At 41.7% G+C, this 18,393-nt stretch carries 27 protein-coding genes; 15 read left to right on the top strand and 12 right to left on the bottom strand.

The genetic code is table 11. From position 1 onward, the window contains the following. Nucleotides 1-6: 6 nt before the first annotated feature. Nucleotides 7-222, bottom strand: coding sequence for a hypothetical protein (locus ABKJ27_RS07120; protein ID WP_314500208.1), 216 nt, complete (start codon nt 220-222; stop codon nt 7-9). A 398-nt stretch (nt 223-620) separates the two neighbouring features. Between ABKJ27_RS07120 and ABKJ27_RS07115 the strand changes: the two genes are divergently transcribed. The 7 genes from ABKJ27_RS07115 (at nt 621) to pepF (ending at nt 6,131) form a co-directional block, all read left to right on the top strand. Then, nucleotides 621-800, top strand: coding sequence for a type II toxin-antitoxin system HicA family toxin (locus tag ABKJ27_RS07115; protein WP_001132279.1), 180 nt, complete (start codon nt 621-623; stop codon nt 798-800). 36 nt (nt 801-836) lie between these two features. Next, on the top strand, nt 837-1,289 hold the full coding sequence (locus ABKJ27_RS07110; protein ID WP_314500209.1) for a type II toxin-antitoxin system HicB family antitoxin: 453 nt from the start codon (nt 837-839) through the stop codon (nt 1,287-1,289). Nucleotides 1,290-1,582: 293 nt separating this feature from the next. After that, a complete protein-coding gene (locus ABKJ27_RS07105; protein ID WP_045605868.1) occupies nt 1,583-2,053 on the top strand; it encodes a DUF3013 family protein in 471 nt (156 codons plus the stop codon). A 9-nt stretch (nt 2,054-2,062) separates the two neighbouring features. Continuing rightward, nucleotides 2,063-2,491 (top strand): NUDIX hydrolase, encoded by a 429-nt coding sequence (locus tag ABKJ27_RS07100; protein WP_061087674.1) that lies wholly within the window; start codon nt 2,063-2,065, stop codon nt 2,489-2,491. A 137-nt stretch (nt 2,492-2,628) separates the two neighbouring features. Beyond that, a complete protein-coding gene (gene prmA / locus ABKJ27_RS07095) occupies nt 2,629-3,579 on the top strand; it encodes a 50S ribosomal protein L11 methyltransferase (RefSeq protein WP_386679420.1) in 951 nt (316 codons plus the stop codon). 1 nt (nt 3,580) lies between these two features. Further along, the gene (locus ABKJ27_RS07090; RefSeq protein WP_386679422.1) at nt 3,581-4,324 is read left to right on the top strand and encodes a 16S rRNA (uracil(1498)-N(3))-methyltransferase; all 744 of its coding nucleotides are present in this window, start codon (nt 3,581-3,583) and stop codon (nt 4,322-4,324) included. A gap of 10 nt (nt 4,325-4,334) precedes the next feature. Then, entirely contained in the window at nt 4,335-6,131 is a 1,797-nt protein-coding gene (gene pepF / locus ABKJ27_RS07085; RefSeq protein ID WP_386679423.1) for an oligoendopeptidase F, read from the top strand. A 168-nt stretch (nt 6,132-6,299) separates the two neighbouring features. On the opposite strand, the gene ABKJ27_RS07080 is transcribed toward pepF, so the two are convergent. Continuing rightward, a complete protein-coding gene (locus tag ABKJ27_RS07080) occupies nt 6,300-6,689 on the bottom strand; it encodes a nuclear transport factor 2 family protein (RefSeq protein ID WP_271631005.1) in 390 nt (129 codons plus the stop codon). A 151-nt stretch (nt 6,690-6,840) separates the two neighbouring features. On the opposite strand from ABKJ27_RS07080, the gene ABKJ27_RS07075 reads away from it, so the two are divergent. After that, nucleotides 6,841-7,188, top strand: a complete 348-nt coding sequence (locus ABKJ27_RS07075) for a winged helix-turn-helix transcriptional regulator (protein ID WP_042900485.1) — start codon at nt 6,841-6,843, stop codon at nt 7,186-7,188. Between the two features lie 147 nt (nt 7,189-7,335). Then, nucleotides 7,336-8,004: an MIP/aquaporin family protein gene (locus ABKJ27_RS07070; RefSeq protein ID WP_410011593.1), complete on the top strand. Its 669-nt coding sequence runs from the start codon at nt 7,336-7,338 to the stop codon at nt 8,002-8,004. Between the two features lie 218 nt (nt 8,005-8,222). Here ABKJ27_RS07070 and queF read toward each other — a convergent pair whose 3' ends face one another. The 7 genes from queF to ABKJ27_RS07035 form a co-directional block, all read right to left on the bottom strand. Then, complete coding sequence (gene queF / locus ABKJ27_RS07065; RefSeq protein WP_000082587.1) at nt 8,223-8,714, bottom strand: preQ(1) synthase; 492 nt, start codon at nt 8,712-8,714, stop codon at nt 8,223-8,225. Nucleotides 8,715-8,732: 18 nt separating this feature from the next. Continuing rightward, the gene (gene queE / locus ABKJ27_RS07060) at nt 8,733-9,449 is read right to left on the bottom strand and encodes a 7-carboxy-7-deazaguanine synthase QueE (RefSeq protein WP_410011592.1); all 717 of its coding nucleotides are present in this window, start codon (nt 9,447-9,449) and stop codon (nt 8,733-8,735) included. Next, complete coding sequence (gene queD, locus ABKJ27_RS07055; protein WP_000464564.1) at nt 9,442-9,885, bottom strand: 6-carboxytetrahydropterin synthase QueD; 444 nt, start codon at nt 9,883-9,885, stop codon at nt 9,442-9,444. Before queD ends, queE begins: the two co-directional genes overlap by 8 nt. After that, complete coding sequence (queC, locus tag ABKJ27_RS07050) at nt 9,885-10,538, bottom strand: 7-cyano-7-deazaguanine synthase QueC (RefSeq protein ID WP_410011591.1); 654 nt, start codon at nt 10,536-10,538, stop codon at nt 9,885-9,887. The genes queD and queC overlap by 1 nt, the downstream gene beginning before the upstream one ends. Before the next feature lie 200 nt (nt 10,539-10,738). Continuing rightward, nucleotides 10,739-11,053, bottom strand: a complete 315-nt coding sequence (gene trxA / locus ABKJ27_RS07045) for a thioredoxin (RefSeq protein ID WP_261096362.1) — start codon at nt 11,051-11,053, stop codon at nt 10,739-10,741. Between the two features lie 14 nt (nt 11,054-11,067). Continuing rightward, nucleotides 11,068-11,289, bottom strand: a complete 222-nt coding sequence (locus ABKJ27_RS07040; protein ID WP_000570256.1) for a DUF4649 family protein — start codon at nt 11,287-11,289, stop codon at nt 11,068-11,070. A 99-nt stretch (nt 11,290-11,388) separates the two neighbouring features. Continuing rightward, nucleotides 11,389-11,769 carry a MarR family winged helix-turn-helix transcriptional regulator gene (locus tag ABKJ27_RS07035; protein WP_410011590.1) on the bottom strand — a complete coding sequence of 127 codons (381 nt, stop codon included), beginning with the start codon at nt 11,767-11,769 and terminating at the stop codon, nt 11,389-11,391. Nucleotides 11,770-12,051: 282 nt separating this feature from the next. Between ABKJ27_RS07035 and ABKJ27_RS07030 the strand changes: the two genes are divergently transcribed. Together ABKJ27_RS07030 and ABKJ27_RS07025 are read left to right on the top strand one after the other, a co-directional pair. Further along, entirely contained in the window at nt 12,052-12,426 is a 375-nt protein-coding gene (locus ABKJ27_RS07030) for a CidA/LrgA family protein (protein WP_261116934.1), read from the top strand. After that, nucleotides 12,423-13,118, top strand: a complete 696-nt coding sequence (locus ABKJ27_RS07025) for an LrgB family protein (RefSeq protein WP_261116932.1) — start codon at nt 12,423-12,425, stop codon at nt 13,116-13,118. The genes ABKJ27_RS07030 and ABKJ27_RS07025 overlap by 4 nt, the downstream gene beginning before the upstream one ends. Before the next feature lie 31 nt (nt 13,119-13,149). Here the strand turns inward: ABKJ27_RS07025 and ABKJ27_RS07020 are convergent, their stop codons facing one another. The 3 genes from ABKJ27_RS07020 to ABKJ27_RS07010 are packed head-to-tail and all read right to left on the bottom strand — an operon-like array spanning nt 13,150 to nt 14,998. After that, nucleotides 13,150-13,917, bottom strand: coding sequence for a hypothetical protein (locus ABKJ27_RS07020; protein WP_410011589.1), 768 nt, complete (start codon nt 13,915-13,917; stop codon nt 13,150-13,152). Between the two features lie 15 nt (nt 13,918-13,932). Next, on the bottom strand, nt 13,933-14,628 hold the full coding sequence (locus tag ABKJ27_RS07015) for an ABC transporter ATP-binding protein (RefSeq protein ID WP_004256110.1): 696 nt from the start codon (nt 14,626-14,628) through the stop codon (nt 13,933-13,935). 4 nt (nt 14,629-14,632) lie between these two features. After that, nucleotides 14,633-14,998 carry a GntR family transcriptional regulator gene (locus tag ABKJ27_RS07010; RefSeq protein WP_000119149.1) on the bottom strand — a complete coding sequence of 122 codons (366 nt, stop codon included), beginning with the start codon at nt 14,996-14,998 and terminating at the stop codon, nt 14,633-14,635. Between the two features lie 139 nt (nt 14,999-15,137). Between ABKJ27_RS07010 and nrdR the strand changes: the two genes are divergently transcribed. Genes nrdR through ABKJ27_RS06990 form a run of 4 tightly spaced genes read left to right on the top strand, consistent with a single transcriptional unit; the run spans nt 15,138 to nt 18,388 of the window. Then, nucleotides 15,138-15,611, top strand: coding sequence for a transcriptional regulator NrdR (gene nrdR, locus ABKJ27_RS07005; protein WP_001203672.1), 474 nt, complete (start codon nt 15,138-15,140; stop codon nt 15,609-15,611). Continuing rightward, entirely contained in the window at nt 15,612-16,781 is a 1,170-nt protein-coding gene (locus ABKJ27_RS07000; protein ID WP_410011588.1) for a DnaD domain protein, read from the top strand. It abuts the gene before it with no gap. After that, the gene (gene dnaI, locus ABKJ27_RS06995; RefSeq protein WP_410011587.1) at nt 16,782-17,678 is read left to right on the top strand and encodes a primosomal protein DnaI; all 897 of its coding nucleotides are present in this window, start codon (nt 16,782-16,784) and stop codon (nt 17,676-17,678) included. It abuts the gene before it with no gap. Continuing rightward, the gene (locus ABKJ27_RS06990; RefSeq protein ID WP_410011586.1) at nt 17,675-18,388 is read left to right on the top strand and encodes an NADPH-dependent oxidoreductase; all 714 of its coding nucleotides are present in this window, start codon (nt 17,675-17,677) and stop codon (nt 18,386-18,388) included. Before dnaI ends, ABKJ27_RS06990 begins: the two co-directional genes overlap by 4 nt. Nucleotides 18,389-18,393 lie beyond the last annotated feature (5 nt).

The raw sequence follows: 18,393 nt of genomic DNA, 5'->3' as shown, positions 1-18,393 counted from the left end.
CTCCTGTTATTTTATAATACCGTTTTGAGTTAATTCTATGGATGCGATTTCAGATTCATTAAATCCAACATATGGATATTTATCTGTTCTTATTGTAATTTCATCATAGAGTTCATCTTCCGTATCAAGTTTCCCTGTAAAGCTATTACAATAACCCTCTAAAATTTGACCATCAACAAAAACAACCCTAATTTCTTTTCCTAAATATTGTTCTAAATTCATTACTGATTTCCTTTCCAATATTATACTTCAAATCAAGTGATATTACTAATGAATAAAGTATGGTAAATGATAAAACAGTTTATCTGACAATGCAAGTTTCTCGTCTGCTGAATGTATTGATTTAGTAGTTTTTGCTAGTCTTTTATAAAAATCGCAATATAATTTTGGGTGATAATCATTTTTTAATGAAGAGAGGAGAAGTAATGTTGAGATTGATTCGTGCCATTTCTAGTGGGTCGAGAAAAGCAGGAACTCTGATAGTTCTGCCTATCCGTTTATATAAGGCTTCCCTTAGAACCACATCTAGGGGCTTTTATGTATAAGAGAATAATAAGTATAACTCCTTTACAATACGTGTAGCACGTGTTATAATGGTGTTGTCAGGAGGTAAAAGCGCTATGCCTATGACACAAAAAGAGATGGTCAAACTCCTTACGGCCCATGGTTGGATAAAGACCAAAGGCGGTAAAGGCTCCCATATTAAAATGGAGAAGCAAGGGGAAAGGCCTATCACAATCCCTCACGGCGAGCTGAATAAGTACACTGAAAGAGGGATAAGAAAGCAAGCTGGGTTGTAAAATTCAGCCCCTGCTTTTTGATATGGAGGTAGTGAGATGTTAGTTACGTATCCAGCTTTATTTTATTATGACGATACAGATGGAGCAGAAGCGACTTATTTTGTTCATTTCCCAGATTTTGAATATTCAGCTACACAAGGTGCGGGGATTTCTGAGGCTTTGGCTATGGGTTCGGAGTGGTTAGGCATAACTGTCGCAGATTTAATAGAGAGTGATGGAGATTTGCCCCAGCCATCAGATATCAATAGCTTGTCTTTAATTGATAATGATCCTTTTAAAGATGATGAAGATTTCGTGTCAACCTATGACCTTGAGAAATCTTTTATTTCTATGGTATCTGTTGATGTATCAGAATACCTAGGAAGTCAGGAACCAATTAAAAAGACCTTGACCATACCAAGATGGGCGGATAAGTTGGGACGAGAAATGGGACTTAACTTTTCTCAGACTTTGACAGATGCTATTGCAGATAAGAAAATTCAAGCATAAGATTAAGTGTGACATCGTGGGAATGGTCAATAAAAAAAAGCACATCTAATTGTGCTAGTTACTTGTCTATTGATCCTATAGATTTGCTAGCCCTTTCGAGGGCTTTTTATGTTGACTTTTTGGAAAAAATAAGGAAATCAACCGTTTAAGAAAATCACTAATACCAAGGGTTTAAATGAGGTAATATGGTATAATTAGGACATAAAATAATTTTGTGGTAAGATGGTAGTATCTATTTTAGCACATTTCCGAGTAATCGGGGCGATTAAAGAGTCGCATAGAAAGAGGACAAAATGGCAACATATGGATTTTTAGATGTTTTAGAGGAAGAGTTGGAGAAGAATTTTCCCTTTGACTTTGAGATTAGTTGGGACAAGCGCAACCACGCGGTTGAAGTGAGTTTTCTGTTGGAAGCGCAAAATGCTGCAGGTGTGGAGATGGTGGGTGAAGATGGAGAGGTTTCATCAGATGACATTCTCTTTGAAGAAGCAGTGCTTTTTTACAATCCAGCCAAATCAACAGTCAATGAGGAAGACTATTTGACTGTCATCCCTTACTTGCCTAAAAAAGGATTTTCTCGCGAATTTTTAGCTTATTTTGCGCTATTCCTTAAAGATACTGCCGAGGTTGGACTAGATGCCCTCATGGACTTTTTGGAAGACCCAGAAGCAGAAGAATTTGTCATGGAATGGAACCAAGAAGTCTTTGAAGAAGGAAAAGTAGGCTTGGAAGAGGGAGAGTTTTATCCTTATCCGAGATACTAGGAGTTTGACATGGAAATAGAGATTTCTGATTTCACAGGCTGTAAGATTGCTTTGTTTTGTGGGGATAAGCTCTTGACTATCTTACGCGATGATAAGGCAAGCATTCCCTGGCCCAATATGTGGGAACTTCCAGGCGGTGGACGTGAAGGTGATGAAAGTCCTTTTGAGTGCGTGGCGCGTGAGGTTTATGAAGAACTGGAAATTCATTTGACTGAGGATTGTCTGCTTTGGAGTAAGGTTTATCCAAGTATGCTTTTTGCGGATAAACAATCTGTATTTCTAGTCGGTCAGTTAACACAGAACCAGTTTGACAGCATCGTATTTGGAGATGAGGGACAGGGTTATCAGTTAATGAATGTTGAGGAGTTTCTTAGTTCCAGTCAAGTTGTACCTCAGTTGCAAGAGAGATTAAAAGATTATTTAAAAGTAAGTGATTAGAAAGGATGGTTCAGTTACATTTCTAAACTGAACCCGCCCTAAACACGGTGCCAAAAAGATAAACTTCTCTTAGACACAAGCGTCTTCAGAGAAGTTTCTATTTTGGCTTTGTGTTTTACGGGCTTGGTATCTTAAATATGGAAACATGGCAAGAGTTAAAAGTTACAGTTAAGCGTGAGGGAGAAGAGCTAGTCTCTAACCTCCTGATCGAGCTAGGAGCGCAAGGTGTTGCGATTGAAGATAGTATGGACTATGTGGGGAATGTGGATCGTTTTGGTGAGATTTTCCCAGAGGTAGAGCAGCAAGAAGAAATCGTAGTGACAGCCTACTACCCTGAAACGGTTGATGTGGCAGTGGTTGAGGCAGATTTGCAGGCTCGCTTAGCAGAATTGACAGATTTTATGGATTTGGGAGAGGTCAAGATGGGGACGACTGCCTTGGCTGAGGAAGACTGGGCAGACAACTGGAAGAAATACTATGAACCAGCTCGTATCACTCATGATTTGACCATCGTGCCGTCGTGGACGGACTATGAGGCGACTGCGGGAGAAAAGATTATCAAGCTGGATCCTGGCATGGCTTTTGGGACTGGAACCCATCCGACGACCAAGATGAGCCTTTTTGCTTTGGAGCAGGTCCTTCGTGGTGGCGAAACGGTGCTGGATGTGGGGACTGGTTCAGGTGTCCTTTCCATTGCCAGCTCGCTTCTAGGTGCTAAGGAAATCTTTGCCTACGACCTAGATGATGTGGCAGTTCGTGTGGCTCAGGAAAATATTGAACTCAACCCTGGCATGGAAAATATCCATGTTGCTGCTGGAGACTTGCTTAAGGGAGTTGAGATTGAGGCAGATGTGATTGTAGCTAATATCTTGGCGGATATCCTCGTTCATCTGACGGATGATGCTTATCGCTTGGTCAAGGATGAAGGCTACCTCATCATGAGTGGGATTATCAAGGACAAGTGGGACATGGTGCGCGAGTCGGCTGAGTCAGCTGGATTTTTCCTTGAAACTCACATGGTTCAAGGGGAATGGAATGCCTGCGTCTTTAAGAAAACCAAGGATATCTCTGGTGTGATTGGAGGCTAGCATGCAACAGTATTTTGTCAAAGGCAGTGCTATTTCTCCTGTCACCATTGAGGACAAGGAAACCAGCAAGCATATGTTTCAGGTTATGCGCTTGAAAGAAGATGATGAGGTTACTTTGGTCTTTGATGATGGCATTAAACGTTTGGCACGTGTGCTGAATGTGGAAGCTCGTCAGTTTGAGTTGGTTGAAGAGTTAGCTGACAATGTGGAACTGTCCGTCCAAGTGACCATCGCATCTGGATTTCCCAAGGGGGACAAGCTGGAGTTTATCGCTCAAAAAGTAACCGAACTCGGTGCCAGTCAAATCTGGGCCTTCCCTGCCGACTGGTCAGTTGCCAAGTGGGACGGCAAGAAATTGGGCAAAAAGGCTGAGAAATTAGAAAAAATCGCTCTTGGAGCAGCAGAGCAAAGTAAGCGTAATGTTATCCCAAGTATCAAGCTTTTTGAGAAGAAAGCAGATTTTCTAGCTCAGTTTGACCAGTTTGACTCTATCATAGTAGCCTATGAAGAATCAGCAAAAGAAGGAGAAGTCGCTGCGCTTTTACAAGCGGTTTCTGGCCTTGAAAAAGGAGCAAAACTGCTCTTTATCTTTGGTCCAGAAGGTGGCCTGTCACCTGCAGAAATTGAAAGTTTTGAAGCTAAGGGAGCCGTCTTGGCAGGACTTGGCCCTCGCATTTTGCGAGCAGAAACAGCACCGCTTTACGCCTTATCAGCCCTTAGTGTTTTATTAGAATTAGAGAAATAAGAGGAAGAAAATGGAACAAAAACACCGTTCAGAATTTCCAGAGAAGGAACTTTGGGATTTAACAGCCCTATACCAAGACCGTGAGGATTTCTTGCGTGCGATCGAGAAGACTCGTGAAGACATCAACCAGTTTAGCCGTGATTACAAGAGCAATCTTCATACTTTTGAGGATTTTGAAAAGGCCTTTGCGGAATTGGAACAAATCTACATTCAGATGAGCCATATTGGTAACTATGGTTTTATGCCTCAGACGACGGACTATAGCAATGACGAATTTGCTAACATTGCTCAAGCTGGGATGGAATTTGAAACAGATGCCAGTGTAGCCTTGACCTTCTTTGACGATGCCTTGGTGGAAGCTGATGAGGAAGTTTTGGACCGATTGGGTGAGTTGCCACATTTAACAGCTGCCATTCGTCAGGCCAAAATCAAAAAAGCCCACTATCTAGGGGCTGATGTGGAAAAAGCCTTGACCAATCTCGGTGAAGTTTTCTACAGTCCACAGGACATTTATACTAAGATGCGAGCTGGGGATTTTGAAATGGCTGACTTTGAAGCCAATGGTAAGACCTACAAAAACAGCTTTGTCACCTATGAGAATTTCTACCAAAATCACGAGGATGCTGAGGTTCGTGAGAAATCTTTCCGTTCCTTCTCAGAAGGACTTCGTAAGCACCAAAATACGGCTGCAGCAGCCTATCTAGCCCAAGTCAAGTCTGAAAAACTACTGGCAGATATGAAGGGCTACAACTCAGTCTTTGATTATCTTCTAGCTGAGCAGGAAGTAGACCGTACTATGTTTGATCGTCAGATTGACCTCATCATGAAGGATTTTGCGCCCGTTGCTCAGAGATACCTCAAGCATGTTGCCAAGGTCAATGGTCTTGAAAAGATGACCTTTGCTGACTGGAAATTGGACTTGGATAGCGCCCTCAATCCTCAAGTGACTATTGAAGATGCCTATGACTTGGTCATGAAGTCGGTAGAACCTTTGGGGCAAGAATATTGTCAGGAAGTTGCTCGCTATCAAGAAGAGCGCTGGGTGGACTTTGCTGCCAATAGTGGCAAGGATTCTGGCGGTTATGCGGCGGATCCATATCGCGTGCACCCTTATGTTCTCATGAGCTGGACAGGCCGTTTGAGCGATGTCTATACCTTGATTCATGAAATCGGGCATTCTGGTCAATTCATCTTTTCAGACAATCACCAAAGCTACTTCAACGCCCACATGTCAACCTACTATGTCGAAGCGCCGTCAACCTTCAATGAATTGCTGTTAAGTGATTATTTGGAACACCAGTCTGACGACCCACGTCAAAAACGCTTCGCCCTTGCCCACCGCTTGACAGATACCTACTTCCATAACTTTATCACTCACCTTTTGGAAGCAGCCTTCCAGCGTAAGGTGTATACATTGATTGAAGAAGGGGAGACCTTTGGAGCAAGCAAACTCAACGGTATTATGAAGGAAGTCTTGACGGATTTCTGGGGAGATGCTATTGAGATTGATGATGATGCAGCTTTGACTTGGATGCGCCAAGCTCACTATTACATGGGCTTGTATAGTTACACTTACTCAGCAGGACTAGTCATCTCGACTGCGGGTTACCTTCATCTGAAACATTCAGAAACTGGAGCTGAAGATTGGCTCAAACTCCTCAAATCAGGTGGTAGCAAGACACCGCTTGAGTCAGCTATGATTATCGGAGCAGATATCTCTACAGATAAACCACTCCGTGATACCATCCAATTCTTGTCTGACACAGTTGATCAGATCATCGCCTACAGTGCCCAGTTGGGAGAGTAAATTAAAAGAGTCTGGGACAAAAGTCTAACCTTAAATAAAAAAAGCGAACAAAACGAGTTATCTGATACTCAGAATTCTGTCTTGTTCGCTTTTTTTCTAATCTATCGATTTTAAAAATTTATAATAAAGAATTCCTAAAATCAAAATTTTTTGTCCTGGCCTCTTTAATTATCCCCAAAAGCTATCTTCTTCAGCTTGATCTGAAGAGAAGAGCCAAACTTCTTTGATTTTTCCGTCTTCAATACGGAAGAGGTCAATCCCGTTCATATTGAGTTCAGTACCATCAGCCCGTGTTCCAAGAAAAGTAACATTAGCTGCGATTAAATCCTTATTGTCAGAAACCCAATTTGTTATCACCTTAAAGGTTCCATTAGTTTTCTCAGCAAATGTAGCCAGGTGAGTTCCTAGCTTGTCCTTACCAACAACTGTACCAGATAGACTATGATTACCAGGTTGATGCCAGACAATATCGTCTGCCATCGTTTCAAAGACACTAGGAAAGTCACCAGCAATTAAAGCTTGGTTATAAGCATTGAAAATTTCTAAGTTTGTTGACATATCTATTCTCCATTTCTTTTTTATGATATAATTGTAACAGTTACAAACAAAAAAACAAGTAGACACTTTTTTGATAGCTAGTATCAAAAGTAGTACTATTATTGATACTAAAAGATAAATTTTTTTTAAAAAAATAGAAAGAAGATATTTTATGACAAATAAAGTGAGTGAGTATGGTATTTGTCCATTTGCGACAACGCAGAGGGTTTTAACGGGGAAATGGGCACTGGTAATCATTTATCAGTTGAGTACGGGTACCAAACGATTTAAAGAATTGCAGAGATTATTGCCTGGGATTACTCAAACTATTTTGACCCGTCATCTCCGTCAATTAGAAAAGGATAAGATTGTTCAACGAAAGGTCTATGCCGAAGTTCCACCACGAGTTGAGTACAGCTTAACTGAAATGGGGCAGGAATTCAGAGTCGTTTTAGATGCTGTCGAGAAATGGGGTCTAGATTATATCAAGTTGCTAAATGCTAGTGAGATAAGCAACTGATAAGTCCTATAGAGGAAATGTATTTTCTGTTTAATTCCTTAATTAAAAGATAGTGAGGCAAACCAGTATTTTTCCAAACAATTTTCTTGAAACCCTTTCCCTCTTTTGATAGACTAGTATCTAGTTTTTGAAAAAAGGAGAAAGAAAATGAAAAAATTTGTTGCTGAGTTAATCGGTACGTTCATGCTTGTGTTCATCGGAACAGGAGCTGTTGTTTTTGGAAATGGTCTTGATGGCCTTGGTCACCTAGGGATTGCCTTTGCCTTTGGTTTGGCAATCGTAGTTGCAGCCTACTCAATCGGAACTGTTTCAGGTGCTCATTTGAATCCAGCTGTTTCTATTGCTATGTTTGTTAACAAACGTTTGTCATCTTCAGAGCTTGTAAACTACATCCTTGGACAAGTAGTTGGAGCCTTCTTAGCATCTGCTTCTGTATTCTTCCTCTTGTCTAACTCAGGAATGTCAACTGCTAGTCTTGGTGAAAATGCCTTGGCAAACGGTGTCACTGTCTTTGGTGGTTTCTTGTTTGAAGTCATCGCAACCTTCTTGTTTGTCTTGGTTATCATGACCGTGACATCAGAAAGCAAGGGCAATGGCGCGATTGCTGGTTTGGTAATCGGTTTGTCCTTAATTGCAATGATTCTTGTGGGATTGAACATCACTGGGCTGTCAGTAAACCCAGCTCGTAGCTTGGCACCAGCTGTCTTGGTAGGTGGCGCAGCTCTTCAACAAGTTTGGATTTTTATCCTTGCCCCAATCGTTGGTGGAGTTCTTGCAGCCCTTGTTGCAAAAAACTTCCTTGGAACAGAAGAATAATTGAAACTCAAAAAGCCTTGCTCCTCATTTCGAGGAACAGGGCTTTTTTCGTATTATACTCTTCGAAAATCTCTTCAAACCACGTCAGTTTCCATCTGAAACCTCAAAATAGTATTTTGAGCTGACTTCGTCGGTCTTATCTACAACCTCAAAGCAGTGCTTTGAGCAGCTTGCAGCTAGCTTCCTAGTTTGCTTTTTGATTTTCATTGAGTATGAGTTTAGCGATTGTCAATTTTCTCTGGATAGAGGTCGTGTTGGAAGAGGCGTTGTTCTGCCAAGCCTTCATACTTGGTTCCAGGCTTACCGTAGTTGTAGTAGGGGTCGATTGAAATGCCACCGCGAGGAGTGAATTTTCCCCAGACTTCTAAATAGCGAGGGTCTAGCAAGTTGACTAAGTCTTTCCCGATGGTGTTGATACAGTTTTCGTGGAAATCGCCGTGGTTTCGGTAGCTAAAGAGATAAAGTTTGAGAGATTTTGACTCGACACAGAGCTTGTCAGGAATGTAGGAAATATAAATCGTCGCAAAGTCTGGCTGAGCAGTGATCGGACAAAGTGAGGTGAATTCAGGGCAGTTGAATTTGATGAAATAGTCATTTTCCACATGACGATTGTCAAAGGATTCGAGGACTTCTGGTTGATATTCGAAAATGTAGTTGGTTTCTTTGTTGCCCAGTAGGCTTAGGTTTTTCATTTCTTCTTGTTGTGACATGATTTTTTCTTTCTAATTTTAAACACCACGTTGATTATCGTAGAGGAGGGTATGGAGTTGAGGAAGGACGCGGACATTGCCCCAGCTATCGTCAGTAGCGACGCGTTCCCAGAGTTCTTTGAGACGGTCCAGTTGATCTTGGATAATATTGCCTGTGGCCTTGGGCTCAGGATTTCCAGCCGATAAGAAGAGGACATCTGGTTGGTAGCGTTCTTGAATCCCTTTGGCAAAGGCCAAATCGGCATCATCAAAGACAGGGATTTTAAAGGTAACTTTATCTGAATCCAGTTGGGAAACGATAAAGTCAAGGGTTTCAAAGTTGACTTCCATCTTGGATGAAGGAGGTTTGGGACTCAGGGTGACTTGGTCAATGTCTTTCAACCAATTTTGCCAGCGAGAGCCTTGAGTTTCAACAGCCAGAGTGACACCACGTTCCTTGAGTTTAGTGACCAATTCGGCCATGTTGACTGCTAGGATAGCAGGATTTCCCCCAGATAGGGTGACGTAGTCGTAGCTTCCTAGTTTATCTAAGGCAGCAATGACCTCGTCAGCAGTCATACGAGTTGGCTTTTCAGAACCATCCCAAGTAAAGGCAGAGTCGCACCAGTCGCAGTGGTAGTCGCAACCAGCAGTGCGGACAAACATGGTTTTCTGCCCAATAGCACGGCCTTCACCTTGAAAGGTAGGACCAAAAATTTCCAAAACTGGTAGTTTGAGGACACGTTCCCTAGTCATCTAACCACTCCCGTCTAAACTCTGCAAAGGCAGTAGGAGTTTCATAGAGGCGAACGTATTCTAAACGAAGACCTCGTTCATCTGGTAACTCTTGATTCATGGTTTGGAAAATCCAGTAAACCATATTTTCAGCAGTCGTGTTCATATAGGGAAGAGTTTCATTGAGATAGCGATGATCCAAGTGGGGTTCTAAGTAGTTCTTGTAGATAGCTTTGATGTCTCCGAAATCGTAGGTCATGCCACGTTCATCTAAAAATCCACTGACAGCAATCTGCAGATGATAGGTGTGGCCGTGAAGGGATTTGCATTTTCCCTCATAGTGAAAGAGGTGGTGGGCAGCGTCAAAGGTAAATTCTTTTGATACCAAGGTTCTGTGAGGATTGTAGATCAGAGACTCGCCAGTTTCCTGTTTAATTTCTTTGGGTGCAAAAAACATTAGACCTCTCCTTTCTGTGAAAGATAAACATCTAGACCATGTTGACGTAGGTGGCAGGCTGGACAATCTCCACAGCCACTTCCGATAATCCCGTTGTAGCAGGTTAAGGTCTTTTCACGAACATAGTCGAAGGAACCGAGTTGGTCAGCCAATTCCCAAGTTTCAGCCTTGTCTAGCCACATGAGAGGTGTTTGGATAACGAAGTCGTAATCCATGGCAAGGTTGAGGGTAACATTAAGGGATTTGACAAAGACATCTCGACAATCGGGGTAGCCTGAGAAGTCTGTCTCGCAGACACCTGTCACGATATCTTTAATGCCCCGTTGCTTAGCAAGAACTGCCGCAAAGGATAGAAAGAGGTGGTTTCGACCGTCAACAAAGGTATTGGGAACCTCTCCCTCTTTTTGCTCAATCTCTAGATCAGAAGTCAAGGCATTTTCAGTGATTTGTCCCAGCAGAGACATATCTAGGATATGATGACGAATTCCCTGTTCCTTAGCAATTTCTCTAGCAACTTGAATTTCGAGATGATGGCGTTGGCCGTAGGAAAAAGTGACGGCTTCAACAGTTTCATAGTGTTCTTTAGCCCAAAAGAGGCAGGTTGTAGAATCTTGACCACCACTAAAGACGACCAAGGCAGATTGACGTTTCATAGTACTCCTTCCAAAATGGGAAATGTTCAGAGCACGCAAAAAGCTCCCATGAGGGAGCTAAAAAATACCAAGTAGAGGTTTTTTTTAGCGATGGCATGTCCCAAACATCGTAATATTCTACTTATAGTCTAGCATATTTTTTGAAAAATGGCAAAGGGAAGAAAAAAGAGACCAAAGCAAGTACTTGGTCTCTAGTGTGATTAGCTCAATTCAGCAACGATGGCCTTGATTTGTTCTGCTGTGTGTACACCAGCAACTTGTTTGACAACTTGGCCGTCTTTTTTGAAGAGAAGAGTTGGGATAGACATAATTCCAAAAGCACGAGCTGTGTTTGGATTTTCATCAACGTCCATTTTAACGATTTTCAAGACATCTTCTGGAAGTTCTTCAGACAATTTATCCAAGATTGGACCTTGCATACGACATGGACCACACCAAGTTGCCCAGAAGTCTACTAAGACCAAACCGTCTTTTGTTTCTTGTTCGAATGTTGCATCTGTAATTGCTTTTGCCATTGTATTTCTCCTTTTTAGTTATATTGGCTTAAATCTTGTTTCATGAGATAGAAGAAGACATCTCCATAAGTCCCATGGTAGTCCAAATCATGACCGTTATAAGTCAATTTTTGGACAGGGTAGTAGTCTGCGACGCCGATAAGGCAAGCTTGTTGTGAACGATCAAAGTCTTCATAAGATTCGAAAGTTACAGTTCTTTCGTTCTTGCTGGCATCTAGATAGGTAATTTCAATCATGTTTAAAACTCCTTTGTTTAATGATGATTTTATTTTACTCCTTGTAAAAGAGAATGTCAAGAAAAATGATTGCGCACGCAACTTTTTTCTAAAATCATCTTAAACCAAGAAATCCAGACCAGTTTCCAAGCTTTCTTCGACAGCTTTCTGTAGAGAGGCCAGTGTCTTTTGCCCATCACTTGTCAGGCAGATAAAGCTAGAGCGCCTATCTTGATCACAACATCTGCGACTAAGAAGACCGCAATTTTTGGCTTCCAAGCGAGCTACCATCCGAGAAACAGCGCTCGGGCTCAGATGAAGTTTATCTGGCAGGTCAATCTGGCGGAGAAATTTTTCTTGAGCTAAGTCCAGATAGTAGAGCAGGTAGAACTCTTTCAAGGTCAGACTTTGCTCGCTCTGCTGGGCAATAGTCTCTTCCAAGAGACTTTCAATTTCTTTCTGACGACGATTGAAGTCAAACCATTTTTCCAAATAGGTCATAGTATCTCCTTTCTTTTTAGAGTTATAGCATAGAAGAATGTCCATTCACGGACAGTCTCTGTATCACAAGATGATTGCGCATGCAATAATTATACTACTTTTCAAAAGAGCTGACAAGAAGGACGCTGGCATCCTTTATCCTAAATTACGCTGTTTTCACTAGTCTTTAATTGTCTGTATCCCCTTTCCTCTCTAATTTTTAATGACTCTTGTGTATTTCCTTGAAATTTTCTGAAAAAAGAGTAAACTGGTATGCAAGAAGTCTATTTCGTGGAGTTTAGGATGAAATTATATGTTCAATTAATGATTCTCTTTGTGATTTCTCTAATCGGAGAGGGGATCTCTAGTTTCTTTCATTTGCCCATCCCAGGCAGTATTATCGGTTTGATTATTCTTTTTCTAGCCCTACAATTCAAGTGGCTGAGAATCAGGCATGTCAACATGGTTGGGAATTTCTTACTGGCCAATATGACCATTCTCTTTTTGCCGCCAGCAGTGGGAATCATGGAAAAGTTTGATGTGATTGCTCCCTATCTTTTGCCAATTGTTTTGATTATCTTTTTTGCAGCAGTCATTAATATTATCCTCATAGCCTTGGTAGTTCAGTTTATCAAACGACGGTTTGAGGGAGATTATGAGAAAGGAGATGCCAAATGAGTGAATTTGTTTCCAATCCCTTGTTTGGGCTTGCCCTGTCAATCCTAGCTTATCTAGCGGGAATGCTGATTTACAGACGTTTTCCCCATCCATTGACAACGCCCTTGCTTTTGTCAGCTGTTTTTATTATCATCTTTCTAAAGGTGACGGGTATTTCTTATCAAGATTACTACCAAGGTGGGGTTTATCTGAACAACTTGATTGTCCCATCGACCGTGGCTCTAGGGATTCCGCTTTATAAGAGTTTTCACTTGATGAAGCACCATGCACGGAGTATTCTCTTTGGTAGTCTGTTAGCAGTAGTTGTCAATACCTCTTTCACAGCCCTTGTAGCTAAGATTTTTGGAATGGACTTTTTCCTAGCCATTTCTCTCTTTCCTAAGTCAGTGACAACTGCTATGGCAGTGGGGATTACAGAAAAATTGCAAGGTCTGACGACTGTGACCTTGGTCGTTGTAGTGGCGACTGGGATTTTAACCAGTGTCATCGGACCGACCCTTTTGAAGTGGTTGAAAATTGACGACCCAGTAGCTGTTGGTCTTTCCCTTGGAGGAACAGGTCATGCTGTCGGAACGGGAACAGCCTTTCGATACGGTTCTGTAGCAGGAGCCATGGGTGGTTTGGCTATCGGTGTCACAGGTATTCTCTATGTTTTTGTCAGCCCTATTGTAGCCAGTTTGATATTGAGTTAAATTAAAACCCAGCTTATTAGCTGGGCATTTTTTATTGTAAGTTAACCTTGTTTTTCAAGATGTAGTAGGTTCCGAGATAAAAGATAGCTATGAAAATGAGTTCTTCAATAATACCTGTACTTGCTCCCATATAGAAATTATCATTAAATCCTGCAAGTGAATTGACATAGAAGTTAGCACTGGTATTGAAGAAGACTTCAATAAAGCCGATGACGATTTGGATACCAATGTAGGCTGCAACAGCGAGTGCTGTGCGGTATTCGTTGAAAAGTTGTCCGATGGAAATAGCCAAGTAGATGCAGAGGATTCCAGAAATGGTATTTAGTAGGAAGGATAACCCCACAAGAGAGAGTTGAGGAAGGTATGTTCTTACAAGTGGAATAAAGTCATAATTTGACATCCATTCTGGAACCGTTATAGTCACAATAAGAAAAGCACTTAGAGCCAGTACAGCTGAGCTAAGTATAGACCAGATAAAGGCTCCGACTAATTTAGCTGTGATGATATAGTGCTCAGAAACTGGCAAGGTCAAAGTCAGATAGCCTTGGCGGTCATATACACTTCCTTTGAAGCGTTTGATAATCAAGAAAAGAGTTGAAATCCCAAGTGTAATTATCAAGCCACCAAAGACGAGAGCCAGAAAGACAAATAGGAAAGGTTGGCTATCTTTGAAAGATACATAAGAATAGTAGTGTCCTTGCATTCCTAGAGGAACGGAAAGGACTAGAACAGCAGCGTAGAGGGCTAAATACCACTTGTTAACATTTTTAAATTCGTAGCGAACTAAATTCCAAAACATAATAATCTCCTTTGCTTAGGCCTTAAATTCCTGACGGAAGAGTTGGTCAATGGATTCACCTGACTCATAGCGAATATCATCGACATTTCCTTGACGGACAACTTTTCCGTCTTTGAGGAAGACAATTTCATCCAAGATTGGCTCGATATCAGAAATCAAGTGGGTAGAAATCAAAACGGTAGAAGTTGGGGAGTAGTTATTGATAATGGTATTGAGGATATAATCACGGGCTGCTGGGTCCACCCCGCCAATTGGTTCGTCCAAAACGTAGAGGCGGGCATCACGACTCATAACCAAAATCAGTTGTACCTTTTCCTTGTTTCCTTTTGATAGTTTCTTGAGACGACTATTTTCATCAATTCCTAGGTCTGCAAGTAGATGATGGGCGCGTTCAAGATTGAAATCTTTATAGAAGGTCTTGAAGTAGGTTAGGGCTTCCTTGACCTTCATTTGTTCATTGAGATAGGTCGTATCCGGCAAATAAGCTACGATAGCCTTGGTTGCTGGACTTGGGTCCATATCGTTAATCAGGACACGTCCTTGATCTGGTTGTAAAAGGCCATTGATTAGTTTAATCAGAGTTGTTTTTCCTGAGCCATTTGGGCCGAGGAGACCGACAATTTTTCCAGCTGGAATGTCAAGAGAAACATTCTCAAGGGCCGGGGTTGCTCCATAAGATTTGGATACATTTTCAAATGCTAGTAATGACATAGGCTTAAACTCCTTTAATATAATCACCGACTACGCCTGGTAGTTCTTCTTTTTCATAGCCAAAATGGGTCATGGAGGAAACGAAGTGTTCCAATTCTTCTTCTGATAATTGTTTGCGCGATTGGGCGATTAGCTCCTTATCCTCAGTCACAAATCGTCCAGTTGTTCGCTTACTGTAGACAAATCCTTCTCGTTCAAGGTCTGACAAGGCTCTTTGGATGGTGTTGGGATTGACACCGGCCTCGCTAGCTAGCTCTCTCACGGTTGGAAGTTGTTGATTGGGTTCCAGTGTATGGGAAACAATCTGAAGCTTGATTTTCTCCATAATCTGTAAATAGATGGGTTTTTTGTTGTCAAATGTCCAGGACATCTTGGTCTCCTTTCTTTTATCCTTTTGTATTAATTAAATAATACAACAAAACAAAAAACTTGTCAAGCAAAAAGAAGAATTGTTTTGGGAATCGTTTAAAAAATGGTATAATGAAAAGAAAACGATAAGGAGGGAAAGGATGCGTTGTCCAAAATGTGGGGCTACCAAGTCAAGTGTTATCGATAGTCGCCAAGCAGAAGAAGGGAACACTATTCGTAGAAGACGTGAGTGCGATGAATGCCAGCACCGTTTTACTACCTACGAACGAGTAGAAGAAAGAACCTTAGTGGTTGTTAAAAAAGATGGCACACGGGAACAATTCTCCAGAGATAAAATCTTTAATGGGATTATCCGCTCAGCCCAGAAACGTCCTGTGTCAAGTGATGAAATCAACATGGTAGTCAATCGTATCGAACAGAAACTCCGTGGTCGAAATGAAAATGAAATTCAAAGTGAGGACATTGGTTCACTCGTCATGGAGGAGTTGGCTGAGTTAGATGAGATTACCTATGTGCGTTTTGCCAGTGTCTATCGTAGTTTTAAGGATGTGAGTGAGTTAGAGAGCCTGCTCCAACAAATCACCCAGTCCTCTAAAAAGAAAAAGGAAAGATAAATGAAGCCAATTGACCGTTTTTCTTATCTAAAGAATAATCGGGTGTCGCAAGATACCTCATCTCTGGTACAGTGCTACCTCCCGATTATCGGTCAGGAGGCACTGAGCCTTTATCTTTATACAATCAGTTTTTGGGATAATGGTAGAAAGGAATATCTTTTTTCAAGTATTCTCAACCATCTCAACTTTGGGATGGATAGACTGATAAAATCCCTGAAAATCCTATCTGCTTTCAATCTCTTGACCCTCTATCAAAAGGGGGACGTTTATCAGCTAGCCCTCCATACTCCTCTCTCGACTCAGGACTTCTTGGAGCATCCTGTTTATCGCAGACTTTTGGAGAAAAAGATTGGTGATGCAGCTGTGGAGGATTTGAAAGTTGAGAGTGCTGATGGTGAAGAAATACCTGTCTCACTCAATCAAGTCTTTCCAGACTTGGGAGAGCTGGGAAGTCAAGAAGACATTGGTCTCAAGAAGAAAGTGGCCAACGATTTTGACTTAGACCATTTTCGTCAGCTTATGACTCGAGATGGGCTTCGCTTTGCGGATGAGCAATCCGATGTCTTAAATCTCTTTGCCATTGCCGAGGAGAAGAAATGGACTTGGTTTGAGACCTATCAATTGGCCAAGTCAACAGCTGTTTCCCAGGTTATTTCAACCAAACGCATGCGGGAAAAAATCGCTCAAAAACCTGTTTCCTCTGATTTTAGTCCTAAGGAAGCAACCATTATCAAAGAAGCCAAAAGCAAAACTGCCCTGCAGTTCTTGGCAGAAATCAAGCAAACACGCAAGGGAACCATTACCCAAACAGAAAGAGAACTCTTGCAACAGATGGCTGGCTTGGGCTTGCTGGACGAAGTCATCAATATCATTCTCTTATTAACCTTTAATAAGGTAGATTCGGCAAATATCAATGAGAAATATGCCATGAAGGTAGCCAATGATTACGCCTATCAAAAGATTCATTCAGCAGAAGAGGCAGTTCTTCGCATTCGTGAGCGAGGGCAAAAAGCAAAAACACAAAAACAGAATCAGACTGCCCCAGCAAAAACCAATGTTCCTAAATGGAGTAATCCTGAATATAAAAATACGTCATCCGCTGAGGAATTAGAAGAGATGGAACGCCAAACCCTAGAATTATTAGCAAAATTAGATAACGGAGGTGATTAGATGGAAAGTGTCGGAGATGTACTCAAACGTCAACCAAGTCGTTTTCACTATCAAAATTTGGTCCAGAAAATCATGAAGGACCCTGATGTTGCGGCCTTTGTCCAGCAAGAATCCCTCAATCAGGACGAGTTGAATCGTAGTATTTCCAAGTTTAACCAATACATCACTGAGAGAGATAAATTCCTCCGAGGAGATACAGATTATATTGCCAAAGGCTACAAGCCTATACTAGTCATGAACCATGGCTATGCGGATGTTTCTTATGAAGAAACTCCTGAACTAATCGCAGCTGAAAAAGAAGCGGCTATCAAGAAACGTCTCAACTTAATTAATTTTCCATCTAGCCTGAAAAATGTCAGTTTTTTAGATGTTTATCGTGATGATGTTCAGCGTATAACTGTTCTAAAAAGAATGATAGAATTTGTTAACGATTACCCCAATAATTTGAAAGGTCTTTACTTGTATGGAGACTTTGGTGTGGGGAAAAGTTTCATGGTGGCTGCTTTAGCCCATGATTTATCAGAAAAACGTGGTGTTTCATCAACTCTCCTCCACTATCCTAGCTTTGTCATTGATGTCAAAAATGCTATCGGTGATGGCAATGTCAAGACCTTGGTGGATGAGATTAAGCTTTCTGAAGTCCTGATTTTAGATGATATTGGTGCTGAGCAATCAACAGCTTGGGTGCGGGATGAAATCCTACAAGTCATTCTCCAATATCGGATGCAGGAAAATTTACCGACCTTTTTCACCTCCAACTTCAACTTTGAAGAATTGGAGCAGCATTTCGCTAAAGGGAAACATGGAAATGACGAAACCTGGGAAGCCAGACGCGTCATGGAACGCATCCGTTATTTGGCTGAGGAGACTCGTTTAGAAGGAGTAAACCGCCGATGACAGAAACAATCAAATTAATGAAGGCTCACACTTCAGTGCGCAGATTTAAGGAGCAAGCCCTTCCTCAGGAAGACTTGACTGAAATCCTGACAGCAGCCCAAATGGCCTCGTCTTGGAAGAATTTTCAATCCTACTCTGTGATTGTGGTACGAAGTCAAGAGAAGAAAGATGCCTTGTATGAATTGGTACCTCAAGAAGCCATTCGCCAGTCAGCTGTTTTCCTTCTCTTTGTCGGAGATTTGAACCGAGCAGAAAAGGGAGCACGACTCCATACGGATACCTTCCAACCCCAAGGTGTGGAAAGTCTCTTGATTAGTTCGGTCGATGCAGCTCTTGCTGGACAAAATGCCCTGCTGGCAGCTGAAAGCTTGGGCTATGGTGGTGTCATTATCGGTTTAGTTCGATACAAGTCAGAAGAAGTGGCAGAGCTCTTTAACCTACCTGACTACACCTATCCTGTCTTTGGGATGGCACTAGGAATACCAAATGAAGAACATGAAGTCAAACCTCGCTTGCCATTGAATCAAGTGGTATTTGAGGAAGAATATCAGGAACAAACAGTTGATGTGATTGAGGCTTATGACCGTGTACAGGCGGACTATGCTGGGGCGCGTGCGACAACAAGCTGGAGTCAGCGCCTAGCAGAACAGTTTGGTCAACCTGAACCAAGCTCAACTAGCAAAAATCTTGAACAGAAGAAGTTATTGTAGAAAGT

Origin of the sequence: Streptococcus sp. KHUD_011, assembly GCF_046352925.1 — a bacterium.
GTDB lineage: Bacteria > Bacillota > Bacilli > Lactobacillales > Streptococcaceae > Streptococcus.
Note: the sequence above shows the minus strand (reverse complement) of the source record. Positions and strands in the feature narration are given on the sequence as shown.

Bases quoted from the DNA above. Each gene is read 5' to 3' on its own strand.
- queE (WP_410011592.1), bottom strand. From the start codon at position 9,449: ATGACTAGGGAACGTGTCCTCAAACTACCAGTTTTGGAAATTTTTGGT.
- ABKJ27_RS07020 (WP_410011589.1), bottom strand. From the start codon at position 13,917: ATGTTTTGGAATTTAGTTCGCTACGAATTTAAAAATGTTAACAAGTGG.
- prmA (WP_386679420.1), top strand. From the start codon at position 2,629: ATGGAAACATGGCAAGAGTTAAAAGTTACAGTTAAGCGTGAGGGAGAA.
- nrdR (WP_001203672.1), top strand. From the start codon at position 15,138: ATGCGTTGTCCAAAATGTGGGGCTACCAAGTCAAGTGTTATCGATAGT.
- ABKJ27_RS07110 (WP_314500209.1), top strand. From the start codon at position 837: ATGTTAGTTACGTATCCAGCTTTATTTTATTATGACGATACAGATGGA.
- ABKJ27_RS07080 (WP_271631005.1), bottom strand. From the start codon at position 6,689: ATGTCAACAAACTTAGAAATTTTCAATGCTTATAACCAAGCTTTAATT.
- ABKJ27_RS07040 (WP_000570256.1), bottom strand. From the start codon at position 11,289: ATGATTGAAATTACCTATCTAGATGCCAGCAAGAACGAAAGAACTGTA.
- ABKJ27_RS07030 (WP_261116934.1), top strand. From the start codon at position 12,052: ATGAAATTATATGTTCAATTAATGATTCTCTTTGTGATTTCTCTAATC.
- queC (WP_410011591.1), bottom strand. From the start codon at position 10,538: ATGAAACGTCAATCTGCCTTGGTCGTCTTTAGTGGTGGTCAAGATTCT.
- ABKJ27_RS07075 (WP_042900485.1), top strand. From the start codon at position 6,841: ATGACAAATAAAGTGAGTGAGTATGGTATTTGTCCATTTGCGACAACG.
- ABKJ27_RS07035 (WP_410011590.1), bottom strand. From the start codon at position 11,769: ATGACCTATTTGGAAAAATGGTTTGACTTCAATCGTCGTCAGAAAGAA.
- trxA (WP_261096362.1), bottom strand. From the start codon at position 11,053: ATGGCAAAAGCAATTACAGATGCAACATTCGAACAAGAAACAAAAGAC.
- ABKJ27_RS07090 (WP_386679422.1), top strand. From the start codon at position 3,581: ATGCAACAGTATTTTGTCAAAGGCAGTGCTATTTCTCCTGTCACCATT.
- queD (WP_000464564.1), bottom strand. From the start codon at position 9,885: ATGTTTTTTGCACCCAAAGAAATTAAACAGGAAACTGGCGAGTCTCTG.
- ABKJ27_RS07105 (WP_045605868.1), top strand. From the start codon at position 1,583: ATGGCAACATATGGATTTTTAGATGTTTTAGAGGAAGAGTTGGAGAAG.
- queF (WP_000082587.1), bottom strand. From the start codon at position 8,714: ATGTCACAACAAGAAGAAATGAAAAACCTAAGCCTACTGGGCAACAAA.
- ABKJ27_RS07100 (WP_061087674.1), top strand. From the start codon at position 2,063: ATGGAAATAGAGATTTCTGATTTCACAGGCTGTAAGATTGCTTTGTTT.
- ABKJ27_RS07070 (WP_410011593.1), top strand. From the start codon at position 7,336: ATGAAAAAATTTGTTGCTGAGTTAATCGGTACGTTCATGCTTGTGTTC.
- dnaI (WP_410011587.1), top strand. From the start codon at position 16,782: ATGGAAAGTGTCGGAGATGTACTCAAACGTCAACCAAGTCGTTTTCAC.
- ABKJ27_RS07000 (WP_410011588.1), top strand. From the start codon at position 15,612: ATGAAGCCAATTGACCGTTTTTCTTATCTAAAGAATAATCGGGTGTCG.
- ABKJ27_RS07025 (WP_261116932.1), top strand. From the start codon at position 12,423: ATGAGTGAATTTGTTTCCAATCCCTTGTTTGGGCTTGCCCTGTCAATC.
- ABKJ27_RS07015 (WP_004256110.1), bottom strand. From the start codon at position 14,628: ATGTCATTACTAGCATTTGAAAATGTATCCAAATCTTATGGAGCAACC.
- ABKJ27_RS07010 (WP_000119149.1), bottom strand. From the start codon at position 14,998: ATGTCCTGGACATTTGACAACAAAAAACCCATCTATTTACAGATTATG.
- ABKJ27_RS06990 (WP_410011586.1), top strand. From the start codon at position 17,675: ATGACAGAAACAATCAAATTAATGAAGGCTCACACTTCAGTGCGCAGA.
- ABKJ27_RS07115 (WP_001132279.1), top strand. From the start codon at position 621: ATGCCTATGACACAAAAAGAGATGGTCAAACTCCTTACGGCCCATGGT.
- pepF (WP_386679423.1), top strand. From the start codon at position 4,335: ATGGAACAAAAACACCGTTCAGAATTTCCAGAGAAGGAACTTTGGGAT.
- ABKJ27_RS07120 (WP_314500208.1), bottom strand. From the start codon at position 222: ATGAATTTAGAACAATATTTAGGAAAAGAAATTAGGGTTGTTTTTGTT.